General features: G+C 62.5%; 19 protein-coding genes and 1 other RNA gene. 13 read left to right on the plus strand and 7 right to left on the minus strand.

What is annotated here, in order from left to right:
- Window positions 1-34 precede the first annotated feature (34 nt).
- From WCY17_RS07970 to radC, 3 genes are all read right to left on the minus strand, one after another.
- Entirely contained in the window at window positions 35-1,786 is a 1,752-nt protein-coding gene (locus WCY17_RS07970) for a glycosyltransferase (protein ID WP_372701646.1), read from the minus strand.
- 141 nt (window positions 1,787-1,927) lie between these two features.
- Window positions 1,928-2,188: a type B 50S ribosomal protein L31 gene (locus tag WCY17_RS07975; RefSeq protein ID WP_372684621.1), complete on the minus strand. Its 261-nt coding sequence runs from the start codon at window positions 2,186-2,188 to the stop codon at window positions 1,928-1,930.
- 39 nt (window positions 2,189-2,227) lie between these two features.
- Window positions 2,228-2,905, minus strand: coding sequence for a DNA repair protein RadC (gene radC / locus WCY17_RS07980; RefSeq protein WP_372701647.1), 678 nt, complete (start codon window positions 2,903-2,905; stop codon window positions 2,228-2,230).
- Window positions 2,906-2,955: 50 nt separating this feature from the next.
- Between radC and WCY17_RS07985 the strand changes: the two genes are divergently transcribed.
- The 9 genes from WCY17_RS07985 to ribA all read left to right on the plus strand — a co-directional run bounded on the left by WCY17_RS07985 (window position 2,956) and on the right by ribA (window position 12,240).
- Window positions 2,956-3,426: a peptidylprolyl isomerase gene (locus tag WCY17_RS07985; RefSeq protein ID WP_372701648.1), complete on the plus strand. Its 471-nt coding sequence runs from the start codon at window positions 2,956-2,958 to the stop codon at window positions 3,424-3,426.
- The gene (gene ispH, locus WCY17_RS07990; RefSeq protein WP_372701650.1) at window positions 3,423-4,400 is read left to right on the plus strand and encodes a 4-hydroxy-3-methylbut-2-enyl diphosphate reductase; all 978 of its coding nucleotides are present in this window, start codon (window positions 3,423-3,425) and stop codon (window positions 4,398-4,400) included. The genes WCY17_RS07985 and ispH overlap by 4 nt, the downstream gene beginning before the upstream one ends.
- Window positions 4,397-5,794 (plus strand): YdgA family protein, encoded by a 1,398-nt coding sequence (locus WCY17_RS07995; RefSeq protein WP_372701651.1) that lies wholly within the window; start codon window positions 4,397-4,399, stop codon window positions 5,792-5,794. The genes ispH and WCY17_RS07995 overlap by 4 nt, the downstream gene beginning before the upstream one ends.
- 26 nt (window positions 5,795-5,820) lie before the next feature.
- Window positions 5,821-6,231 (plus strand): HIT family protein, encoded by a 411-nt coding sequence (locus tag WCY17_RS08000; RefSeq protein ID WP_372701652.1) that lies wholly within the window; start codon window positions 5,821-5,823, stop codon window positions 6,229-6,231.
- A 396-nt stretch (window positions 6,232-6,627) separates the two neighbouring features.
- Window positions 6,628-7,989, plus strand: a complete 1,362-nt coding sequence (locus WCY17_RS08005; RefSeq protein WP_372701653.1) for a substrate-binding protein — start codon at window positions 6,628-6,630, stop codon at window positions 7,987-7,989.
- Between the two features lie 83 nt (window positions 7,990-8,072).
- Window positions 8,073-8,939 carry a branched-chain amino acid ABC transporter permease gene (locus tag WCY17_RS08010; protein WP_372701654.1) on the plus strand — a complete coding sequence of 289 codons (867 nt, stop codon included), beginning with the start codon at window positions 8,073-8,075 and terminating at the stop codon, window positions 8,937-8,939.
- Window positions 8,936-10,834 carry an ATP-binding cassette domain-containing protein gene (locus WCY17_RS08015; RefSeq protein ID WP_372701655.1) on the plus strand — a complete coding sequence of 633 codons (1,899 nt, stop codon included), beginning with the start codon at window positions 8,936-8,938 and terminating at the stop codon, window positions 10,832-10,834. Before WCY17_RS08010 ends, WCY17_RS08015 begins: the two co-directional genes overlap by 4 nt.
- Window positions 10,821-11,525 (plus strand): ABC transporter ATP-binding protein, encoded by a 705-nt coding sequence (locus WCY17_RS08020; protein WP_372701656.1) that lies wholly within the window; start codon window positions 10,821-10,823, stop codon window positions 11,523-11,525. The genes WCY17_RS08015 and WCY17_RS08020 overlap by 14 nt, the downstream gene beginning before the upstream one ends.
- Before the next feature lie 67 nt (window positions 11,526-11,592).
- Window positions 11,593-12,240 carry a GTP cyclohydrolase II gene (ribA, locus tag WCY17_RS08025; RefSeq protein WP_372701657.1) on the plus strand — a complete coding sequence of 216 codons (648 nt, stop codon included), beginning with the start codon at window positions 11,593-11,595 and terminating at the stop codon, window positions 12,238-12,240.
- Window positions 12,241-12,261: 21 nt separating this feature from the next.
- On the opposite strand, the gene WCY17_RS08030 is transcribed toward ribA, so the two are convergent.
- The gene (locus WCY17_RS08030) at window positions 12,262-13,848 is read right to left on the minus strand and encodes a glycosyltransferase family 39 protein (RefSeq protein ID WP_372701658.1); all 1,587 of its coding nucleotides are present in this window, start codon (window positions 13,846-13,848) and stop codon (window positions 12,262-12,264) included.
- A 222-nt stretch (window positions 13,849-14,070) separates the two neighbouring features.
- Between WCY17_RS08030 and WCY17_RS08035 the strand changes: the two genes are divergently transcribed.
- Complete coding sequence (locus WCY17_RS08035; protein ID WP_372701659.1) at window positions 14,071-14,925, plus strand: pirin family protein; 855 nt, start codon at window positions 14,071-14,073, stop codon at window positions 14,923-14,925.
- 128 nt (window positions 14,926-15,053) lie between these two features.
- Here WCY17_RS08035 and WCY17_RS08040 read toward each other — a convergent pair whose 3' ends face one another.
- Window positions 15,054-15,728: a dienelactone hydrolase family protein gene (locus tag WCY17_RS08040; protein ID WP_372701660.1), complete on the minus strand. Its 675-nt coding sequence runs from the start codon at window positions 15,726-15,728 to the stop codon at window positions 15,054-15,056.
- Window positions 15,728-16,612, minus strand: a complete 885-nt coding sequence (locus WCY17_RS08045; RefSeq protein WP_372701661.1) for a zinc-dependent peptidase — start codon at window positions 16,610-16,612, stop codon at window positions 15,728-15,730. Before WCY17_RS08045 ends, WCY17_RS08040 begins: the two co-directional genes overlap by 1 nt.
- 44 nt (window positions 16,613-16,656) lie before the next feature.
- Here WCY17_RS08045 and ssrA point away from each other — a divergent pair.
- Window positions 16,657-17,020, plus strand: a transfer-messenger RNA (tmRNA) gene (gene ssrA / locus WCY17_RS08050).
- Between the two features lie 114 nt (window positions 17,021-17,134).
- Here the strand turns inward: ssrA and WCY17_RS08055 are convergent.
- Window positions 17,135-17,323, minus strand: coding sequence for a hypothetical protein (locus tag WCY17_RS08055; protein ID WP_372701662.1), 189 nt, complete (start codon window positions 17,321-17,323; stop codon window positions 17,135-17,137).
- A 370-nt stretch (window positions 17,324-17,693) separates the two neighbouring features.
- Between WCY17_RS08055 and WCY17_RS08060 the strand changes: the two genes are divergently transcribed.
- A complete protein-coding gene (locus WCY17_RS08060) occupies window positions 17,694-17,921 on the plus strand; it encodes a helix-turn-helix domain-containing protein (protein ID WP_372701663.1) in 228 nt (75 codons plus the stop codon).
- Between the two features lie 27 nt (window positions 17,922-17,948).
- Window positions 17,949-20,107, plus strand: a 2,159-nt coding sequence (locus WCY17_RS08065; RefSeq protein WP_372701664.1) for a DEAD/DEAH box helicase family protein, incomplete at its 3' end; no start/stop codon positions are given.

Here is a 20,107-nt window from a genome sequence, read left to right on the forward strand (position 1 = left end):
CCCGCCGCCGTTTGCCCGGCCATGCCGCGTGCGGTCATCCGTGCAGCCTCAGCAGGCGGAACATTTCGTGGCGATCGGGGCCGCGCCGACCCTCCCATAGCGCAGGCTGATCTGCCCTGGCCGCCGTGCCCTTGCGCAGTTCATCGGGGTCCAGTTGCTGGAGCAGCAGCGGGCAACGGCCGTCGAAGCTGAATTCCAACTGCTCGAACACGTAAAAAGAGGCCCGCTGGCCACTGCCCAGATCCTGGGCGCGTACGCATTCGCCGGCCCGTTGGTGCTGGCGCAGGGCCTGGGCCAATGAGGCCGAGACATCACGATAGCTGCGGGCGTAATCGAGGGCGGGCATCCACAGGGTGGCGAGCAGCAGCCAGGTGGCAATCAGCCCGCCGGCGGACAGCGCCGTACCGCGCCATAGCCCTGCCGGGCGGCTGCGCAGGCGCCAACCCACCAGGGCCAGCCAGGCGAGGGTGCCCAGTATGGCCAGCACTGTGGCAGGCCAGGCCACGTGAATGTACAGACCGCGGGTCTGGCGCGCAATATTGGCCGCGATCTGTGCCGGCCAGCCCGTTTGCAGGGCGATCCAGCCGAGCCAGACGGTCGCCGCAGTGAGCGTGAAGCACATGATGGCAAACCAGTCGAGCGTGTTCACCACCCCGCGGCGCAATGTGGGTAGCGCCAGGGCCGCCAGAATGGCGGAGGGTACGGCCAGTGTGGCATATTCGGGCTCGAATGGCTGCCGCGAGAAGATCAGGACCGCCAGTGCGCCCGCCAGAAAGCCTGCAGGAATGCGTACATGCGCAGCGCCCAGCCATCTGCGCCAACGCCACAGGGCGACCAGCACCAGCGGCCAGGTCGGCCACAGAAACCAGGGCAGATCGCGCAGGACGCTGATCAGGGATGAACTCGAGGGCCAGCCAAACGCCTGGGCATTCCATTGCAGCCAGCCCTGAATCCAGCGCGGGTCGGTAGACTGAGCGGGGATCCACCAGGCGGCAATCAGGGCCGTGGCCAGCAGGCAGGCCAGCAGCAGCCAGCGCCGGCAGGACCAGAGTTCGCTGCCCGGTATGAAAATCAATGCCAATGCCACGAGCATGGGGGCGAGCCCCGGCCAGCCACGCGTCAGGAACGCCGCGGCCAGAGCCAGGCCCAGGGACAGCGTGCCGGACAGGGGGTGATCCAGCATGCGTGCCACGGCGTACAGGGCCAGCGCCTGGATTGCGATCAGGGCGGGCACTTCGGATGTTTCGTGCATGCGCCAGATGATGCCTACAGTGGCCACGATGAGCAGCAGGGCCGCATCCGCCAGCATGCGGCCATAATCCCGAGGATGGGGTTCGCCCCCGAAAGGCAGGGCCAGCGGCAGGGCCTCGGGGCGCCGGCCAAGCAGGTATGTGCCGTACCAGAGGCTGCCGGAGAGCATCCCGAACCACAGCAGATTGGGCAATCGCGAGGCGATGATCCGTGCATCGATTGATGAGGGCTCCAGCCAGGCGAACAGCGGCGCGAAGAACTCGATGCTGAGCGCGCCCACCCAGGTGATCAGCGGGCCGGTGCGAGGATGGGCCAGGTCACCGACATGCGGCAGCAGCCAGGCATGAGCCTGGCCGGACAGCGCCGTGAGCATGGTGGCGAGCCCGGTGACATCATCCGGTTTCCAGGGGTCACGGTAAAACAGGCCGGCCAGGATGTAGACCAGGCCCACCACCAGCAGGAACAGCCGCGGCAGCTTGACCGCTGCGGTGGCCGTCAGGCGTGCAGGTGTGGAAGGTGGCGAATTGACAGGCACCGTGAGACCCGGGATGTTTTGATTCGAGTGCCCATGATATACAAGATTGCGCACCGAACCCGAGCTGTGGCGGGGTGCTGCAAAATGCAAGCCCCGCCGTCTGCGGGGCGGGGCTTTGCCGGGCCGATCGTGCGCAGTGGCTTATTTCTTGAGGGTGCCTGCCGTGCGGGCGAAACGTGCGCGGAACTTTTCCACCCGGCCGGTCTCGACGATGCGGGTCTGGGCGCCGGTATAGAAGGGGTGCGATTCCGACGTGACGTCGCATTTGAACAAGGGGTAGGTCTTGCCGTCGATTTCAGTGGTTTCGCGAGAATTCAGCGCCGAGCGCGAAATGAACTGATTGCCGGTCTGCAGGTCAAGGAACACGACCTCGCGGTATTCGGGATGGATGCCTTCTTTCATGGGGGTGATCCGTAAATGGCGGTAAATCTGCTATTTTACTTATACTTGCCCACGTTCTGCAAGTGAGACCACCTCATGGGCGCCCACCACCAGGTGATCCAGCAGGCGTACGTCGACCAGGGCCAGCGCCTGCTTGAGTTGCCGTGTGAGGGCGATGTCTGCCGGGCTGGGCTCGGCCACGCCCGAAGGATGGTTATGGGCCAGGATCAACGCCGCTGCGTGGTGCTGCAACGCCGCCTTGACCACTTCGCGCGGGTAGATGGATGCATGTGACAGCGTGCCGCGTGCCAGTTCGACACAGTCGATGAGTTGCAGGCGCGTGTCCAGGAACAGCGCGATGCAGTGCTCGATACGTAGATGGGCCAGGCGCAGGGTGCAGAATTGCTTGACGCGCTCGGGCTGGCTGAGCGCCCGGCCCGTGCGCAAGGGCTCTTCGATGGCACGCCGGCTGAGCTCTTGCACTGCCATGAGTTCGCAGGTCTTTGCATTGCCCAGCCCCGGAAAGGCCAGCAGGGCATCGGGTTCGGCGGACAGCAGGCGGCGCAGCCCGCCAAAATGGCTGACGAGGTCGCGGCCCATCTCGATGGCATTGCGCCCCCGGGTGCCTGTGCGCAGCAGGATGGCCAGCAATTCAGGCGTGGTCAGAACCTGCGCGCCATGCTGCAGCAATCGCTCGCGAGGACGTTCGCAGGAGGGGGATTCTGGAGTGTATGTCATGATAGGCCCTAAAATCATGATATGTTTCACAAGTACGCCACGGTGGTATTTTGACTGCTTCCAGCCCATTGCAGCCCGTTCAGGCTGACTCTTATGTCACGTTGCATTACCGATTCGAACTGTTGACCGGTCCGGCGGCCGGTACGGTATTCGTGGATACCTTCCTCGACCGGCCCGCCACCTTGCAGATGGGGGTGGGCCAGTGGGCGCCCGGGCTCGAAGCCTTGCTGCTGGGGCGTATCGAGGGTGAACAGTTCATGCTCGACATCCCGGCAGTGCAGGCCTATGGCGAACGCAATCCCGATCTGCTGCAGTGGCTGTCGCGCGACGAAATGGTGCGCAGTGCGCCGCCCGACACACAGTTCGAGGCGGGCGACATGGTCGAGTTCGTGGCCCCCGCGGGCGGGCGGTATTCAGGGATTCTGAAATCGTTCGATGGCGATGCGGCCCTGCTCGACTTCAATCATCCGTTGGCCGGCATCGACTTGCAGGTCGAAATCAAGATTCTGGGGGTACTATGAATCCACACCGCTCCGATACCGGAACCCTGCAGGGCGAAGCTGAAATCCTGCTTGCACAGCCGCGTGGTTTCTGCGCCGGGGTCGATCGGGCCATCGAGATCGTCGAGCGCGCGCTCGAAATCCATGGCGCGCCGATCTATGTGCGCCATGAAATCGTGCACAATCGCTATGTGGTCGATGACCTGCGGTCACGCGGGGCCATCTTCATCGATGAGCTCGAAGATGCACCGGCCGGCGCCATCGTGATTTTTTCCGCGCATGGGGTCTCGCGCGCCGTGCGCGCCGAGGCTGAGCAGCGCCAGCAGCGTATTTTCGATGCCACCTGCCCCCTGGTGACCAAGGTGCACGTCGAGGTGGCTCGCATGCGCAAGGAAGGCCGCGAGGTGATCATGATCGGTCACAGGGGGCACCCCGAAGTGGAAGGCACGTTGGGGCAGGCCGATGCGGGCATGTACCTGGTCGAGACGGTTCAGGATGTTCTGGCGCTGCAGGTCGAGCGGCCGGACTTTCTCGGCTTTGTCACCCAGACCACGCTGTCGCTGGATGACGCGGCCGAGATCGCGCAGGCACTGCGGGATCGCTTCCCGGGGATTGCAGAGCCCAAGAAAAGTGATATCTGCTATGCCACCCAGAACCGTCAGGATGCCGTGCGCATCATGGCGCCACAATGTGACCTGGTGCTGGTGGTGGGCAGCCCGAACAGTTCCAATTCCAACCGCCTGCGTGAAGTGGCCGAGCGCAAGGGGGTCACGGCCTATCTGCTCGATGACCCCGACATGATCGATCCGCAGTGGCTGCGCAGCGCCCGGCGGGTCGGGGTGACGGCAGGGGCCTCGGCGCCCGAGGTTCTGGTGGAGCAGGTCATCGGCCGCCTGCGCGAACTGGGCGCGCGTTCGGTGCGGCCGCTCGAGGGGGTGCGTGAGCAGGTTTCATTTCCGTTGCCCCGCGAACTGTCACGCAAGATCTCGCCATGACGCGTCGCTTGCGCTGGTTGCTGTGCATTGTCGCGGGATGCCTGCTGGCGTACACAGGGGCTGCGTGGTGGGCCGGGCAGCAGGCTGAATCCGTGCTGCGGGTCTGGGTGGCCGAGGCCAACCAGCGCTGGCAACTCGAGGCCTCGGCGCCCGGGCAGGCGCCTGTGCTGTCCATCCTGGACTACAGACGCGGGGTATTCTCATCCGATCTGGGCCTGCGTTTCGAATACCCGGAGGCACGCGGTACGCGGGTTTTTGACCTGCAGAACCACCTTCAGCATGGTCCGTGGCCCTGGCAGGCGCTCCAGGAAGGGCATTGGGCGCCATTGGCAGCTTACAGTGTGCTCGAACCCGTGGCCGGGCCCGGCTGGCAGATGTGGTTCGATGCAATGCCTCGCGGGGTGCTGCCCTGGATCCTGCAGGCCCGCATCGGCTTCAATGGCGCATTGCGGGCCTCCTGGCGGTTCGAGCCGGCCCGGCTGCCGGACGCCGGCTTTTCGTTTGCCGGGGCCCAGGTTCAGGTCGAACGGGATGCGGGCGAGCCCGAATTTCGCGTGCGTGCCGATGTGCCCCACCTGACGTTCGACGATGCCGATGAAAGGGTGAGCCTCGAAATCCGTGATCTGGTCTACCAGAGCCGGATGATCCTGACCGATGGCACCCATCTTCAGGTCCATCAGATCATGCAGACAGGCAATCTGCTGCTCGTCACCGACGCTTGGCCCGGTCTGCTGTTCGAGCAATCCGAATTGACGATGGATACGGCCCGTACGGGGCAACTGGTGGATACGCGCCTGGACTGGGATCTTGGCCGCATGCAGTTGCAGGGCAGCGATCTCGGTCGCTTGCGCGCACGCGGCTCCGTGGCGCAGTTCAACGTGCAGGCATGGGATGCCCTCATGTCGGCCATGGAGACCTGGCCCGAAGGGGATCCGCAGGATTGGTCGCCCCAGCAGCGCCAGGCGCTGCTGGGGCTGCTGCGGCCGGTGTTCGCCACCGGCCCGGTGCTGGCGCTCGATACCCTGCAATGGCAAACCCCCGAGGGGGTGTCCGAAGCGGCCTTGCACATTGGCCTGCAACCGCTGGATGAAGGCCCCGAACCGGCACTGGAGTCCGGCGTGCGCCGGGCTTCATTGCAGTTGGGGGTGTCCCGGCCCATGGTGCTGTATGTGGTCGGCCAGTCCCAGAAGGCGCAGCAACAGATGGCTGTCGCACTGGCCAGCATGCTGTTCGACAGGCTGGCGGCCCATCTGCAGCGCCAGGGTCTGGTGCGCCTGGCTGACGGGCTCGTGGAAGTCGATTACCATTTCGAACACGGCCAGTCCGTACTCAATGGTCAGTCGCTCGGCGCAGGGGAGTTGCAGCAGCGAATCGAGCGTTCAGCGGCCTGGTAGAGTCACTTCACTCAGGAGACGCTTGCATGCAACCCACCGTATTCACGCGCATTCTGGCCGGCGAGATCCCGGCCGCCCTGGTTTACCGGGGTGAACGCATCTTTGCGTTCATGGACGCCGGGCAACTGAATCCTGGCCACGTGCTGGTGGCCCCCTGCGAGGCCTATCCCACCCTGCTCGACATGGATGAAGACCTGGCGGCCGAACTCATGCGTGTCAGCCACCGGGTGGCCCGGGCCGTGCAAGAGGCTTTCCAGCCACCGGGCATGATGCTGCTGCAGGCCAACGGGGTGGCGGGTGGGCAGACCGTGCCGCATGCGCATATCCATGTCCTGCCGCGCCACGAGGACGACGGGGTGGGGCTGGTATGGCCGCGCAAGAACCCTGACATGGCTGTGCTCGAAGCCTACGCGGCCCGGATACGAATGGCCGGCTGAGGCCCGGCTGAGGCCCGCGCGATCACCGCAATCTTCATGGATTTGGAAGCCTGCTGTTTACCCTTAAGGGAAAGCACTGATCCGGAACGCGGAAGGCGGCCTGCCTGTTTCTGTTCATCATTTTAAATCAAAGGTTTGTTGATTCACCTGGGTCGATCGGGGGGGCATCCTTTGTCCTCCGGACAACGAGTTCCCGCGCCTGTGAAACATGACGTAAGTTTTGCGTAAGTTTGAAAAAACATCATGATTCCACGCGTGATTTCGGCTGGTCGATATGGCATGACCGTGGAAGCCAGGCGGTGGCCAGCATCAGAACTGGCAGGCATTGCGACCGAAATGCGGGGCTTCGTCGGGCACATATCGTGTCCTGCGTTATTCAAACCAGGAGACAAATCCATGAAAGACAGGAAGACATCAGCCCAGGCGCTGAATCCAATGATCGGGCGCCGTTCCGTGCTCAAGGCCGGGGCAGCAGGCGTCGCCGGCGGCCTGCTGCTGCCCGCGACGGCCCGGGTCGCCATGGCGCAGGACAAGAAGCCGTTGGGTGCGTGGCCGGCCGGTTCGGATGGCGATACCGTGTACGTGGGCCTGACGGTCGACCTCACCGGCCCCTATTCGGCCCAGGGCGCCGAGCAGCAGAAGGGTTACGAACTGGCGGCCGAGCACCTGAACAACGGGGATCCCATCCTGCAGAAGATTTCGCCCAATCTCAAGAAGGGCATCCTGGGCAAGGGCATCAAGCTGGGCGTGGCCGATGCCGAGACCAAGCCCAACACCAGCGTGCAGGCGGCTACGCGCTACATTCATGACAACAAGGCCCTGATGGTCTCCGGCAGCACCAGCAGCGCAGTGGCCATTGCACTCGAAAAAGTCTGCAACCGTGAACACACGCCCTATTTCACCGCGATTTCGGGCTCCAACGAAACCACGGGTGTCGATTGCCAGCGCTATGGTTTCCGGCCCTGTTACTTTGCCTACATGGCCTGCAAGGCCATCGCACCCGTAGCGGCCAAGGCGCTGGGCAAGGATTGCCGCGCGGCCTACCTGACGCCCGACTACACCTACGGCCATACCACCACCGAATCCATGGTCGAGTTCACCGAAAAGGAAGGCTGGAAGACGGTCACCAATCAGGTGCACCCCTTGGGGGCCAAGGATTACAGCTCATACCTCATCAATATCGCCAACACCGATGCCAACGTGCTGGTCTGCGTCGCCTACGGGGCCGATGCGGTGAACGCGATCAAGCAGGCCAAGCAGTTCGGTCTGCTCGACAAGATGAAGCTCGTCATTCCCTATTCTTCTGCATACATCGAAGTCGAGGTGGGCTCGGAACTGATCGAGGGGGCCCTGGTGGCCCAGGGTTTCTGGTGGACCATGGAAGCGCAGTATCCGGTGGCCAAGGACTTCGTGGCCGCCTACGAAAAGAAATTTGGCGGCAAGCCGCGCGACTCTGCCCTGTATGGCTACCTGGCCATCATGGCCTGGGCGGCTGCGGTCGAGCGGGCCGGCAGCTTCTATCCGCCCGATGTGGTCAAGGCACTCGAAGATGGCAGCGTGCTCGAAATACCCGTGGGCCCCTTCAATATCCGGCCCGAAGACCATCAGGGCGTGATCAATTTCCCGATCATGCGGGGCAAGAAGAAGTCCGAAATGAAGAATCCGGACGACTGGTACGACATCATCGAGATCGTCCAGGGCAAAGAGGTCGTCCCGCCGCTGGGCCTGCTGGGCTGCAAGATGGGTGATTACGTCTGATCGGCGCGCCATGCCGGGGGTGGCCTGTCGCAGCCGGCCATCCCCGGGCACAACGTCCGGGTCTTTGAAGGAGGCACCCGAGCATGTCACTGTTTTTCTCTCAGCTGTTCAACGGACTGGCCACTGGTCTGTTGCTGGCATTGATCAGCACCGGCCTGACCATCATCTACGGCACGCTCGGTGTCATCAACTTCGCCCACGGGGCATTGTTCGTCGTCGGGGGCTACGCCGGCTATACCGTCTACTCGCTGACCGATTCGTTCATCCTGGCCATCGCCGGCGGCTCGGCAGTGGCCCTGGCCGTGGGCCTGGTCATGGAGCGCGGCCTGATGCGCCAGTATTACAGCCGCCCGCCCGAAGACCAGATTCTGGTCACGTTCGGCATCAGCATCATTCTGGTCGAGATCGTGCGCGGCCTCTATGGCGGCATCAGCTATTCGGTCACGCCACCCGATTGGGGCCAGGGCATCGCCCGCATTGGCTCGCTCATCTATCCGCTCTATCGCCTGGAGACCCTGGGTATTGCCGCGGCGACGCTGCTGTTGCTGTATTTCGTGCTGTATCGCACCAGCCTGGGCCTCATCGTGCGGGCGGGCATCGAAGATGCCCAGATGGTGAATGCGCTGGGCATCAACGTCAAGCGCACGTTCCTGCTGGTCTTTGGCATTGGTGCCATGGCCGCGGGCTTTGCCGGGGTGATCAATTCACCCATCGTGGCGCTGACGCCGGACATGGGGTTTCGCTATCTGGTTGATTCGTTCGTCGTGGTGGTCATCGGTGGGGTGGGTTCATTCCCCGGTGCCATCATCGGCGGCATCATCGCCGGCGAGATTCTCAGCCTGACGTCCATGGTCAACCCGCAGTATTCCGAAGTCATGCTGTTCGTGGCCATGGCGTTGGTGCTGGTGCTGCGCCCGCAAGGTCTCATGGGTCAGGAGGGACGCGAATGAACACCACCACACACCAGACCACGGCGCCCGCCGTCGGTGATACGACACGCACCGCGCCGGCATCGCACGGTGCGCCCACCCGCACCGTGCTGCGCAGGCAGTGGCCCGAGATGCTGGTGGGGCTGGGGCTGATTGCCGCGCCGTTTGTCCTGCCACTGGCCGGAATGAGCCCGGATCTTCTCACCCGCATCCTGATATGGGGCCTGTTCGGGCTCGGCTTCGATCTGCTCTTTGGCTATACGGGCCTGCTGTCGTTCGGCCAGGCAGCGTTCTACGGGGTGGGGGGCTTCGTGACGGCGTATCTGCTCACCGATGGGGTGGTGTCGAACATGCTCGTGGCATTGCTCATCGGCACGGTCATGGCAGCCGTCACGGGCCTGCTGATCGGCTACCTGACGCTGCGCCGCACGGGGATCTACTTCGCCATGAGTACGCTGGCTTTTGGCGAGATGTTCTATTTTCTCGAGAATTCCTCGTTCAAGGCGTATACAGGGGGTGAAAACGGCATCGCCGGGGTGCCTTCGCCAGAGCTCAGTCTGGGGTTCATCGACATCCAGATCGGCAGTGGCTGGCCGATGTACTGGTTCGTGGCCGTGATCTTCTTCATCGGTTATCTGATTGCGCGCCGCATCGTGCGCTCGCCTTTCGGTACCGTGCTCAAGGCCATCCAGGGCAATGCCAAGCGCGCCACGGCCCTGGGGCATTCGATCCAGTCGTACAAGCTCACGGTATTCATCGTTGCGGCGGCCTATGGCGGGCTGGCGGGCGGCCTGCTGGGCCTGTTCCAGTCGTACATGCCGCCCGATGCCTTTGCGCTCGATACGTCCGCGCAACTGGTGATCCAGACCGTGATGGGTGGTGCCGGTACCTTGCTGGGCCCCCTGCTTGGGGCCACCATCTGGCTGTACCTGTATGAAGGCCTGCAGCAGGTGGGCAATCTGGGGCCCTACTGGAAGCTGATCCTGGGCATCGTGTTCGTGGTTCTGGTCACCGTGTTTCGCCGCGGGGTTGCGGGCGCGCTCGTGGACTTCGCCCGGCGCCATCGCAGCCTGCCGGCGCACATCGATGCCGATGCCAGCACCCGGGTGGCCAGCACGCTCGACATCGTCGCGCCGCTTGCATCTTCCAGGCCGGGCGCACCGGTGCTCGAGGCCCGCGGCGTGAGCAAGCACTATGGCGGGCTCAAGGCCAATACCGACATCGATTTCACCTTGCGCGAGGGTGAACTGCATGGTGTCATCGGCCCGAACGGTGCCGGCAAGTCGACATTCTTCGCCATGCTGGCCGGTGAACTCCCGACCACGACCGGGAAAGTCTTTTTTCGTGGCCAGGAGATCACCGGCATAGGCGTCACGGCGGTCTGCCAGCTGGGCATGAGCAAGAGCTATCAGATCAATCAGCTGTTCGAGCAGCTGACGGTACGCCAGAACATGATGATTCCAGTGCTGGCCCGGCTGCGCGGCAAATATCGCAGCGATCTGCTGCACCGGCTGCACTCCGACAAGCTCGATGAACAGGTCAATGCGGCAATCGCCATGGTCGATCTCACGTCGCATGCAGACATCCAGGTATCCGAGTTGTCGTATGGCGAAAAGCGGCGCCTCGAGATCGGTCTGGCACTGGCCACCGGTGCCAATGTCCTGCTGTTCGATGAGCCGCTGGCCGGCCTGGGGCCGGAAGAGCGGGTGCTCGTGATCCGCTTGTTGAAATCGATTCGTGACGGGCGCAGCATGGTGATCGTGGAGCATGACATGGATGCCATGTTCGAACTGGCCGAGCGGATTACGGTATTGTACGAGGGGTGCAAGCTGGCCGAGGGGGCAGCCGAAGACATCCGCCATGACCCCGATGTCCAGGCGGCTTATCTCGGAGGGATGGACGATGAGTCTGCTTGAAGTCGACAAGATCAACAGCTATTACGGAGATTCGCACATACTCTTCGATGTCTCGATGCGCATCGAAGAGCATGAAGTGGTGGCCCTGCTGGGGCGCAACGGCGCGGGCAAGAGCACGACCATGAAGTCTCTCATGGGCATGGTCGAGGTCAAGTCCGGGGTCATCCGCCATCGCGGGGTTGAAATCCAGCATTTGCCACCTTATTCGCGCGCCGCGCTGGGCATCCAGCTGGTACCTGAAGAGCGTCGCGTGTTCGGCTCGATTTCCGTACAGGAAAATCTGCAGCTGGCGGCCATGACGGCCGAGAAAGCGCGCTCGCTCGACGAGATCTATGCCACGTTTCCGCGCCTGGCCGAGCGCAAGCGCAACCGGGGCAAGCAATTGTCGGGGGGAGAGCAGCAGATGCTCGCCATTGCACGCGCCATGATCCGCAACGCTGACATCATATTGCTCGATGAGCCATTCGAGGGGCTGGCGCCGCTGATCGTGCGTGATTTGATGCGCGTCTGCCGGCAACTGGCCGATTCGGGTCAGACCATCGTCATCGTCGAGCAGAATGTGCGCGCGGCGCTGTCACTTGCCGACCGTGCCTATATCGTCAACAACGGGCATGTAGTCTACGAGGGCACGCCCAGGGATCTGAACGAAAACACGGATGTCATAGAACGGTATCTGGGTGTCAAGGCCTGAGTCTGTTCAGCGAGATAGGCCATGGCAGTGGTAAGCTATGCGTCATTTCTGCTGATTCTTTCTGCTCATGCCTGCCCCCACCCGCCCTGCTGCGGCCGCCTCTGGCGGCCTTTTGCACTATGTGGCATCCAGCCGCCTGCCCACGCCCTGGGCCGTGTTCCAGATCCATGCCTTCGTCGAAAGCGCGACGGGCAAGGAACATGTTGCGCTGACCCTGGGTGATTTGCCGGGTGAAGGCCCCGTGCTTACGCGCATCCATTCCGAATGCCTGACAGGCGATGCCCTGTTCAGTCAGCGCTGCGATTGCGGCGCCCAGCTCGAGGCGGCCATGCAGCGCATTGCCGAAGAGGGCCGGGGGATTCTCATGTACCTGCGCCAGGAAGGCCGGGGCATCGGGTTGCTCAACAAGATCCGTGCCTATCACCTGCAGGACGAAGGCGCCGATACGGTCGAAGCCAATGAGCGCCTGGGTTTCCCGGCCGACCTGCGGCGCTACGACCTGTGCCTGCCCATGCTGGAGCATTTCGGCATACACAGCGTGCGCCTGATGACCAACAACCCGCGCAAGGAAAGAAAGCTGGCCGAAATGGGCATCAACATTGCCGAGCACATCCCCCTGCAGGTCAATCGCAACCCGTACAACGAGCACTATCTGCGCACCAAGGCGCGCAAGCTGGGTCATCAGTTCAAGGAATACTTCGGCGAAGCCCCCTGAACGGCGCTGGTTTTCCGGCAGTCATGGTTTGAGGCACTCAGAGGTCGCGGGCAGTACGGCCCAGTTCAGGTCGATCAGCGTACCCTTCGGACCGGACCACGGAATGTAGTCGCGCCCTTTCCAGGGGGCTGCCTCGTACAGCGCACGCACTGCGGCTGCGGGTCGACCGCGGCCGGCTTCGCTCCAGGCGATCAGGGCACCGCAGGCCAGGGCCGTGCCAGGGGCAAACCAGGGTGACTTCGCGTCGCTGGCATCGATATATACGCGCGTATTCTGGCCCGTATGCAGGGCAATGTTGCCGCCCAGCCACGTATTGGCCACCACTACGCGCAAAGGTCGGCCGGGCTGGTGCGTCTGCCAGTGCGCCAGCGCATGGGCTGCCAGCACCGGGCCGGGGTAGGTGGAGCGCGAGGCATGGCCCACCGCCTGGGCCACTGGGCCGCGGGCGAGCGCGTACGTGCCGGCCATCACGATCTGCAGGGCGGCTGTCAGGATCAGCAGGCGGCGCAGCTGCTCGCTGTCCAGGCCGCGCATCCAGGCCAGACCGTAGAAGCCGAACAGCACGAAGAAGGTACTGGCCCATGAGGCTTCCAGCTTGGATCCCAGCACCAGTGACACCAGCAATGTGCTGAAGACGGGTGCCAGCCCTGTCCACAACAGGAAGCGCCGTGCGTTGGCATCGAGTTGGGCCCAGTACGACGGGGCGTGTGGCCGAATGCCGCCAGCAGAATCCAGGGCCTTGAAGATCGGGTCGTTTGCGGCCTGCCCCGGCCCCCGGTTGGCGCGCCAGCGATACCAGGCCGCCCAGAGCCCGCCCAGCACCAGCATGGGCGACAGGCGCCCCAGCTGATCGAGCGCGAACTTCAGTAGGGAGTGCAGCGCGCCCAGGCGGCTGGCGGCCTGCAGTGAAGTATCCGCATAGCGCAAGGGCTCGAAGTGGTGAGCGAAGAGCCAGATGATGTGGGGGCCGAGCACCGCCAGGAACACCAGAGCAGACAGGCCGATGCCCAGCCAGATGCGGGTCTGGCGCCACAGGCCGCTGGCCAGGATATACAGAAGGAACGCGGCAAACTGGATCAGCGCACTGTATTTGGTCAGCATGGCCAGGCCAGCCACCAGGCCCAGCCATGCCCAGTCGCGCCAGCGCTGCCGGTGCGTGGCGCGATGAAAGAGCCAGATGCCGGCCGTGATGGTCCAGAGCTGGGCGGTATTATGGTTGTAGATCGTGCCACGCAACGAGAAGTAGGCCGTGACCGACACCAGCAGGGTGGCCATCAGCGCACGCCGCGGTGTCGTCAGCTCGCAGCCCAGCTTCCATACAAACCACAGGCCCAGCGCCGAGAACATCTGGCCCATGAGAAAGGGCAGCCAGACGGATGCTCCCAGCCACTGGATGGCCAGGTGCATGAACCAGGTCGGCAAGGGTGGATGCTTGGTGTAGCCCCACTCGAGACTGGCGGCCCAGACCAGCTCTTCCATGCCATCCAGATCGGGGGCGCTGTGACTGAGCGCGCACAGCACCGTCCAGAGGGCGGCAATGGCCAGCAGGTAGGCCAGAACCCATGGCGGGCGGGGAGGGCGGGTGAACAGGGGGAGTCGAACGGGCAAGGACGGCATCTGGCCAAAAAGTATGAGTGGTCAGGGTGAGGCGATCAGCGTGTGTCGCGCTGGATGGTCACGGATTGAGCCTTCATTTTATGGGTTGATCAGCGAACGTGCCGGATCGTGGCCTGGCCCCCGGGGATTGTCCTGGCCAGGCTGTGCATGCAGCAGTGCGACCAATGGTCAGCATGCTGGGATAATGAAGGTCATTGTTCACAGGAGATCATCATGTCCCAACGCACCCTCATTCGAGTCACTCCGGCGCATGCCACCCAGGACGGTGCGGGCGTACGCCTCTTGCGTGCACTGGGTTACCAGCAAGGCGCCCGCATGGACCCGTTCCTGATGCTGGATGCATTTTCTTCGGATGATCCGGATGATTACATCGCCGGCTTTCCACCGCACCCGCATCGGGGGTTCGAAACCGTGACGTATATCGTGGACGGCCACATGCGTCACCGCGACCACCTGGGCAATGAAGGCGACTTGCGCGCAGGCGGTGTGCAGTGGATGACGGCTGGCCGGGGCATCATCCACGAAGAAATGCCACAACAGGAAAATGGCCTGCTGCGCGGGTTCCAGATCTGGCTCAATCTGCCGGCAGCCGATAAAATGCAGCCGGCCCATTACCGGGATATTCCGGCCAGTGAAATCCGTGTGGCGGATCTGCCCGACGGCGGGTTCATCAAACTCATCGCAGGCACCATCCCCTGGGCCACCTGCCCGCTGAAGGGGCCGGGCGATGGAAATCCCGCCACGCAGCCGATCATCGCAGACATCTGTGTCATGGCGGGGCAGGCAGTGGATGTCCCCATCCCGGCCACCCATCAGGTGTTGCTGTATGTATTCGAGGGGCAACTGCAGGCAGGTGACCGGGTCGTGCCAGGCGCACACACAGCCTGGTTCGGGCCCGAGGGCGATACGCTGCATGTTGAAGCGACACCGTCCGAAGGGGTGCGCGTGCTGTTGCTGGCGGGCAAGCCGCTCAACGAGCCCATCGCCCAGTACGGCCCGTTCGTGATGAACACCGCTGAAGAAATCGAACAGGCCCTGAGCGATTATCGCCAAGGGGTTCTGGCATAGCGGTGGTCGGGCCCGCTGTCCGCGCCGGGCCCGGCCGTGTGATTTCTACGGTGTAGCCATTACTGTGTGATCTCTACCGCGTGGTCTCTACCGTGTGATCTCTGTCTCTACCATGCGATCTCTGATCGTCAGGATGCGCTTTGTGCCGCAAAGAAGTCCAGCGTGCGGTCGAGGGCCAGCCGGGCCGACTCGGGGCGCCACGCAGGCGTGCCTTCGCGTGCAAAGGCATGGCCTGCATCCGGGTAGGTGTGGATGGGCACGTCAGGCTGGGCCTGGCGTATGGCTTCTACGTCCTCGAGGGGGATATGCGCGTCTTGCCCCCCGAAATGCATCAGCACGGGGATGTGCGGGGTGTCGTTGCGATGGTCCGCTATATGGCCACCATACCAGCATGCTGCCGCAGCGAACTGGTCATCCAGGCAGGCCGTTCGCCACGTGAGGTAGCCGCCCCAGCAAAAACCGGTCAGGTATTTGGGTATCGTCGGACCAAGCGCCCTGGCGCACGCCTGGATGTCCAGCAGGGCGTCGGTGTCCTGTATGGCCTGGCGCAGCGCCATGCCGCGACGCATGCCGGCCTCGTCATAACCCAGTACTTCGTTGCCTGTGCTGTGCGGGGCACGGTCGAACAAGGCGGGGCAGATGGCACGATACCCGTGCTGCGCAAAGTGTGCAGCCATTTGCTGGATGTGCTCGGTGATGCCGAAAATTTCCGGCAGGATCACGATCCCTTTGGGGGCATCTTCGAGGCCGTCGACCCAGGCGGTGAATGTATGGCCATCAGTGGCCTGCAGAGTATGGAACATCAGTGTTCTCCATTCCGGTTGTGGGGCAGGGCATGTGAATCGTTCAAACCCTGCATGCGCAGGCGCGGATCCTGCCGATAGTATTTTGCCAGCAGTTCATACCAGAGCGGCCACGCCCTGGCCAGCGGTTCGGGATGTACAAAGAAGGCCTCCGAACTGACGGCAAAGAATTCTGCCGGATCTGTCGCGGCATAAGGATCCAGGGGCAAGCTGTCGTACCAGGGGGTCGCAGCATCGGATTCGGGATCCACATCCGGCGGGATCGCGCGCTCCACCGCGTCGAGGCGGCGGTCGAAATCATCCAGGCAGGCGGTCAGTATCCGATGCCAGTGCCGTGCATCCAGATCGGGGTGCGCGCGCAGCCCCGGCATGCCGTCGGCTGTGCCCGTTCTCTGGTCCAGCTTGTGGGCAAATTCATGAATGACCACGTTGGCGCGACGATCCTGGCCGGGTTGGGCCTCTTCCCATGACAGGATCACCGGCCCGCCTTCCCAGGCCTCGCCAGCGGTCTCCATCATGTATTCGTGCACGACCCCGGCCTCATCGACTTCTGTGCGCGGGACCATGAAGCCGCCCGGATAGACCACGATCTGTGTCCAGCCGTGATAAAGCGACGTATCCAGGCCGAGAATGGGCAGCGCCGCCTGAATGGCGATGGCATGACGCATCGCCGGGATGACCTCGAGCCCGTGGGCCCCGTGAAAGCTCTTGCTGGCCAGTATCCAGGCCGTATGCTCGCGCAAGGTATCGAGTTCAGGCGCGGTCAGCCCGGCAAGAAAGGGGTGCCAGGCCACCAGTTGGCTCCAGGTGGCCTCATCGAGTGCATCGAGCGCCCGCCTGATGCGGGTTGGGTGCGCACTGCGCCCTGTGAACCAACGCAACATATTGCTATCAATTTCGGACGAATGATAGTAAAATAGCATGCATAGGGGCCGACTTGGCTTCGACGTGGGTCACAAAGCAGGATAGTGCATACCGAGCCCCAGTTCGCTCGTAAATCCACTGGAAAACCATAAACGCCAACGACGAGCGTTTCGCTCTGGCCGCTTAAGCGGTGAGCCGCTGCACCAACTGGTCTCTGGGTTGGGTAGGGAAACCTACAGCAGCGTCATTCACAGAGAATCGGGTTTGGTCAGGTCGCTGGGCCACATCTTAAATCAGTGCGAATCGCCGCGGAAGGGCCTGTCAACCGGCACGCTCCAAGGTCAAAGCACAAAAATTGGTCGACTAAGTATGTAGAGCTACTTGTGGCGGTCTTGCGGACGGGGGTTCAATTCCCCCCGGCTCCACCATTTAAAAAAGACAGACCCGTCCACTAACCGCGTCCGGTTATTGGACGGGTTTTGCTTTTCTGCGTATTGTCAGCGACTTACGTCGTCTTCAGGGTGCCGGCGCTGCCGGCCAAATCACTCCCTTTTCGGGAAATCCGTCATACCCCGTTTCTCTTTCGCCTCGAAATTCTCCGCATTCCTCCCCCCATTCTCCGGACCTCGTCCGGTTTCCTGCATTTTTTCCTGCAACCGCTGCTCGGCGATCTCGTCGGCAAACTGGTTGATACTTTTCATGATTCCGTCAAACAGGTCGTTGATGTCCATGGTCGGTCGCTCCTCGTTTTGGTTTATGCCCTTACTTACCGGAGAGACGGAGAAAGTGTCGGGCGTCGGGTGAAATTTTTTAGGGCTGATCTTCTGGGGGGGGTACTTACCGGGTGGGGGTGGGATGTGTCGGTACAGCCGAAAAAATCTTGGCCATTCCTTGCCGCTTATTCGGCCAAGCTGGCACACGACCTATGGCGTCGATTGAGTTCGCATAAATTCGGCCGAAAACGGCAAAGATCGTTTGACTTCGTACGAATGGCCTATGTATATTAAGGAAGTTTTTATTCTGGGTGAGGTGCGTCCAGCACCCTCCCGTTTCGCCTCTGGCGGACGTGGCCGCAAACCAAACGCCCGTGGAGTTTTGAGCATGAACGAGATGGAAGACCGCTGGTTGTCGATAACCGAGATCTGCAAGTATCTCGGCGTCAGCAATGACACCGTGTACAAGTGGATCGACAAGCATGGTATGCCCGCGCACCGCATGGGCCGCCTCTGGAAGTTCAAGAAAAGCCAGGTGGATGCGTGGGTCGAGTCCGGCGGCGCGGCGGAGAGTGCGGAGTCGGTCAAGAATCGTGGTGGCCAATATGAATCGTAATTTTGTGAACAAGCAGGGATGCAGCACATGAGCACAGAAGCTGATGCCCGCATGTTGATTGACAGGCTGCTTGAGCAGGCAGGTTGGTGCATCACCAACAAAGCGCAGGTCTCCACGGAGGAAGCTGCCGCCGACGGCCGTGCCGATTACCTCTTGAAGGATACCCGGAGCCGTCCACTTGCCGTTCTCGAAGCCAAGCGTTTCGCCGTCGATCCCTACTCCGCCAAGGAGCAGGCCAAGGCGTATGCCCTGACGCTGAAAGCGCCTTTTGTCATCCTGAGCAATGGTCAGGAGCACTATTTCTGGGATTACACAGATGGCGATGCCCGGCCGGTGATGGGTTTCCCCAGCCAGGCCGATCTCGAACGGAGGGCCAATATCAAGGTTCACCGCAAGGGAGACATCCGGCAGAGCCTCTCACTGCAACCCCTGCCGCACCGTTTCGATTTCAAGGGTGAGGAGGTCGAGGCACGTCCCTACCAGCTTGAATGTCTGCAAAAAGCGGATGACGCGCTCATCGCCGGTCGGCGACGCATGCTCTTTGAAATGGCCACCGGTACGGGCAAGACCCTGACCATCGCCATGCTGATGAAGCGCTGGCTGCAAACAGCCATCATCTCCCGCGTGCTCTTTCTGGTCGACCGCATCGAATTGGCCAAACAGGCCAAGGAAACCTTCGACGAATACCTGCGCGACTGGCCGACGGTCATCCTTTACGGCGGCAAGCGCAGCCTGGAGGGGCAGATCGTCGTCGGCACCCTGGACACCATTGCCACCCAACTCGGCGGCAACGGTTTCGGCCACGGGTATTTCGACCTGGTGGTCACCGACGAATGCCACCGTTCCATCTACAACACCCACCGGGCCACGCTCGGTCACTTCGACGCCATCCACGTCGGCCTGACCGCTACCCCGAACCCCGGAGAATTGCACTTTATCAGCGAACACGAGCGCCGTCTGGTTCGCAACACCTACATCTTTTTCGATTGCTGGGACGCCGCCAAGAAAGAAGGCCGCCCCACCTTTGAGTACGGCATTCAGCGCGGCATCAACGACGGCTATCTGACCAAGTATCGCGTCTACCACGCCGAAAGCGTGCTGACCTTCGAAGGGGCCGAGTGGGAGGATGAAGAGATCAAGCCCGGTGCCTGGGGCCGCGACGTGGAATCCGAAGACCGGCTCAAGACCATCCTGCAGGAGTACTACGCCGCTGACGCTGAACGGGCCAGGGTCAGGCCGCGCAAGACCATTGTCTTTGCGGTGTCGGAAAAACAGGCGTCGATCCTCGTGCGCCTGTTCAACAAACTGCTTTCCGACGAAGACTGCCTGCGCATCGCCGGGCAGATCAACCGTTCGCCGTCCGAGGTGCGGCAGAGTTTCGCCAAGAAGATCACCTGCTACACCAACAACGGTAATCCCAAGCCTATTATCGATGAATTCAAGTACGACCCGTTGCCGCTGATCGCCGTATCCGTGGACATGCTCGACACGGGCTACGACCAGAAGGACATTGAAAACCTGATCATGTTGCGGCCAACCAAGTCGCCCATCAAATACGCTCAGATGCGAGGACGCGGCAGCCGCCTGTGCCCGAAGATCGGCAAGGAAGAATTTATCATTTACGACTTTGTTGGCAACTCGAAGCGGTTCAACGACCCCGGCGAGCGGTACGACAAACCGAAGCTGGTCGGTGTCGCCCCCGGTTCACGCCCGGCCGAAACCGGCGAGATTGAAGAAGGCGACGTGCCGCAGCCGGAAACTGGCACCACCTATCCCGAGGGCGGTCATCGCGAGTTTCTCACCATCGCCGAGGGATCGCTCGACGACGAAATCCGCTCCCGCGAGATCATCCTGGTCGGCCCGGAAGGGCTGGCAATGGACCGCAAGACCTACCGCGAGGAATGGGAAAAGAAGGTGGTCGAGCTCAAACGCACCGATCCGGCGGTGGAAAAGATCTTCCGTGGCGAGGAACTGGCCGACGATGAATGGGAGGCGCTCGCCCGCCGTCTCAATTCGCCCCGGCACTATTTCAACGAAGAGACCCTGCGCCGGGCCTTCGAGCAGCCCACCGGCTCACTCACCGATTTCATCCGGGTGGCCCTGGGGCTTGATCGGTTCCTCACCCGGGACGAGCGCATCGAGAAAGCCTTCAACGCCTGGGTCTCGGAACACTCCAGCAGCATCAA

The sequence above is a fragment of the Castellaniella sp. genome (assembly GCF_041677825.1).
GTDB lineage: Bacteria > Pseudomonadota > Gammaproteobacteria > Burkholderiales > Burkholderiaceae_B > Castellaniella.

Excerpts from the sequence above, each read along its gene's own strand:
- WCY17_RS07975 (WP_372684621.1), bottom strand. The coding sequence starts at position 2,188 with ATGAAAGAAGGCATCCATCCCGAATACCGCGAGGTCGTGTTCCTTGAC.
- radC (WP_372701647.1), bottom strand. The coding sequence starts at position 2,905 with ATGACATACACTCCAGAATCCCCCTCCTGCGAACGTCCTCGCGAGCGA.
- ispH (WP_372701650.1), top strand. The coding sequence starts at position 3,423 with ATGAATCCACACCGCTCCGATACCGGAACCCTGCAGGGCGAAGCTGAA.
- WCY17_RS07995 (WP_372701651.1), top strand. The coding sequence starts at position 4,397 with ATGACGCGTCGCTTGCGCTGGTTGCTGTGCATTGTCGCGGGATGCCTG.
- WCY17_RS08000 (WP_372701652.1), top strand. The coding sequence starts at position 5,821 with ATGCAACCCACCGTATTCACGCGCATTCTGGCCGGCGAGATCCCGGCC.
- WCY17_RS08005 (WP_372701653.1), top strand. The coding sequence starts at position 6,628 with ATGAAAGACAGGAAGACATCAGCCCAGGCGCTGAATCCAATGATCGGG.
- WCY17_RS08010 (WP_372701654.1), top strand. The coding sequence starts at position 8,073 with ATGTCACTGTTTTTCTCTCAGCTGTTCAACGGACTGGCCACTGGTCTG.
- WCY17_RS08015 (WP_372701655.1), top strand. The coding sequence starts at position 8,936 with ATGAACACCACCACACACCAGACCACGGCGCCCGCCGTCGGTGATACG.
- WCY17_RS08020 (WP_372701656.1), top strand. The coding sequence starts at position 10,821 with ATGAGTCTGCTTGAAGTCGACAAGATCAACAGCTATTACGGAGATTCG.
- ribA (WP_372701657.1), top strand. The coding sequence starts at position 11,593 with ATGCCTGCCCCCACCCGCCCTGCTGCGGCCGCCTCTGGCGGCCTTTTG.
- WCY17_RS08035 (WP_372701659.1), top strand. The coding sequence starts at position 14,071 with ATGTCCCAACGCACCCTCATTCGAGTCACTCCGGCGCATGCCACCCAG.
- WCY17_RS08040 (WP_372701660.1), bottom strand. The coding sequence starts at position 15,728 with ATGTTCCATACTCTGCAGGCCACTGATGGCCATACATTCACCGCCTGG.
- WCY17_RS08045 (WP_372701661.1), bottom strand. The coding sequence starts at position 16,612 with ATGTTGCGTTGGTTCACAGGGCGCAGTGCGCACCCAACCCGCATCAGG.
- WCY17_RS08055 (WP_372701662.1), bottom strand. The coding sequence starts at position 17,323 with ATGGACATCAACGACCTGTTTGACGGAATCATGAAAAGTATCAACCAG.
- WCY17_RS08060 (WP_372701663.1), top strand. The coding sequence starts at position 17,694 with ATGAACGAGATGGAAGACCGCTGGTTGTCGATAACCGAGATCTGCAAG.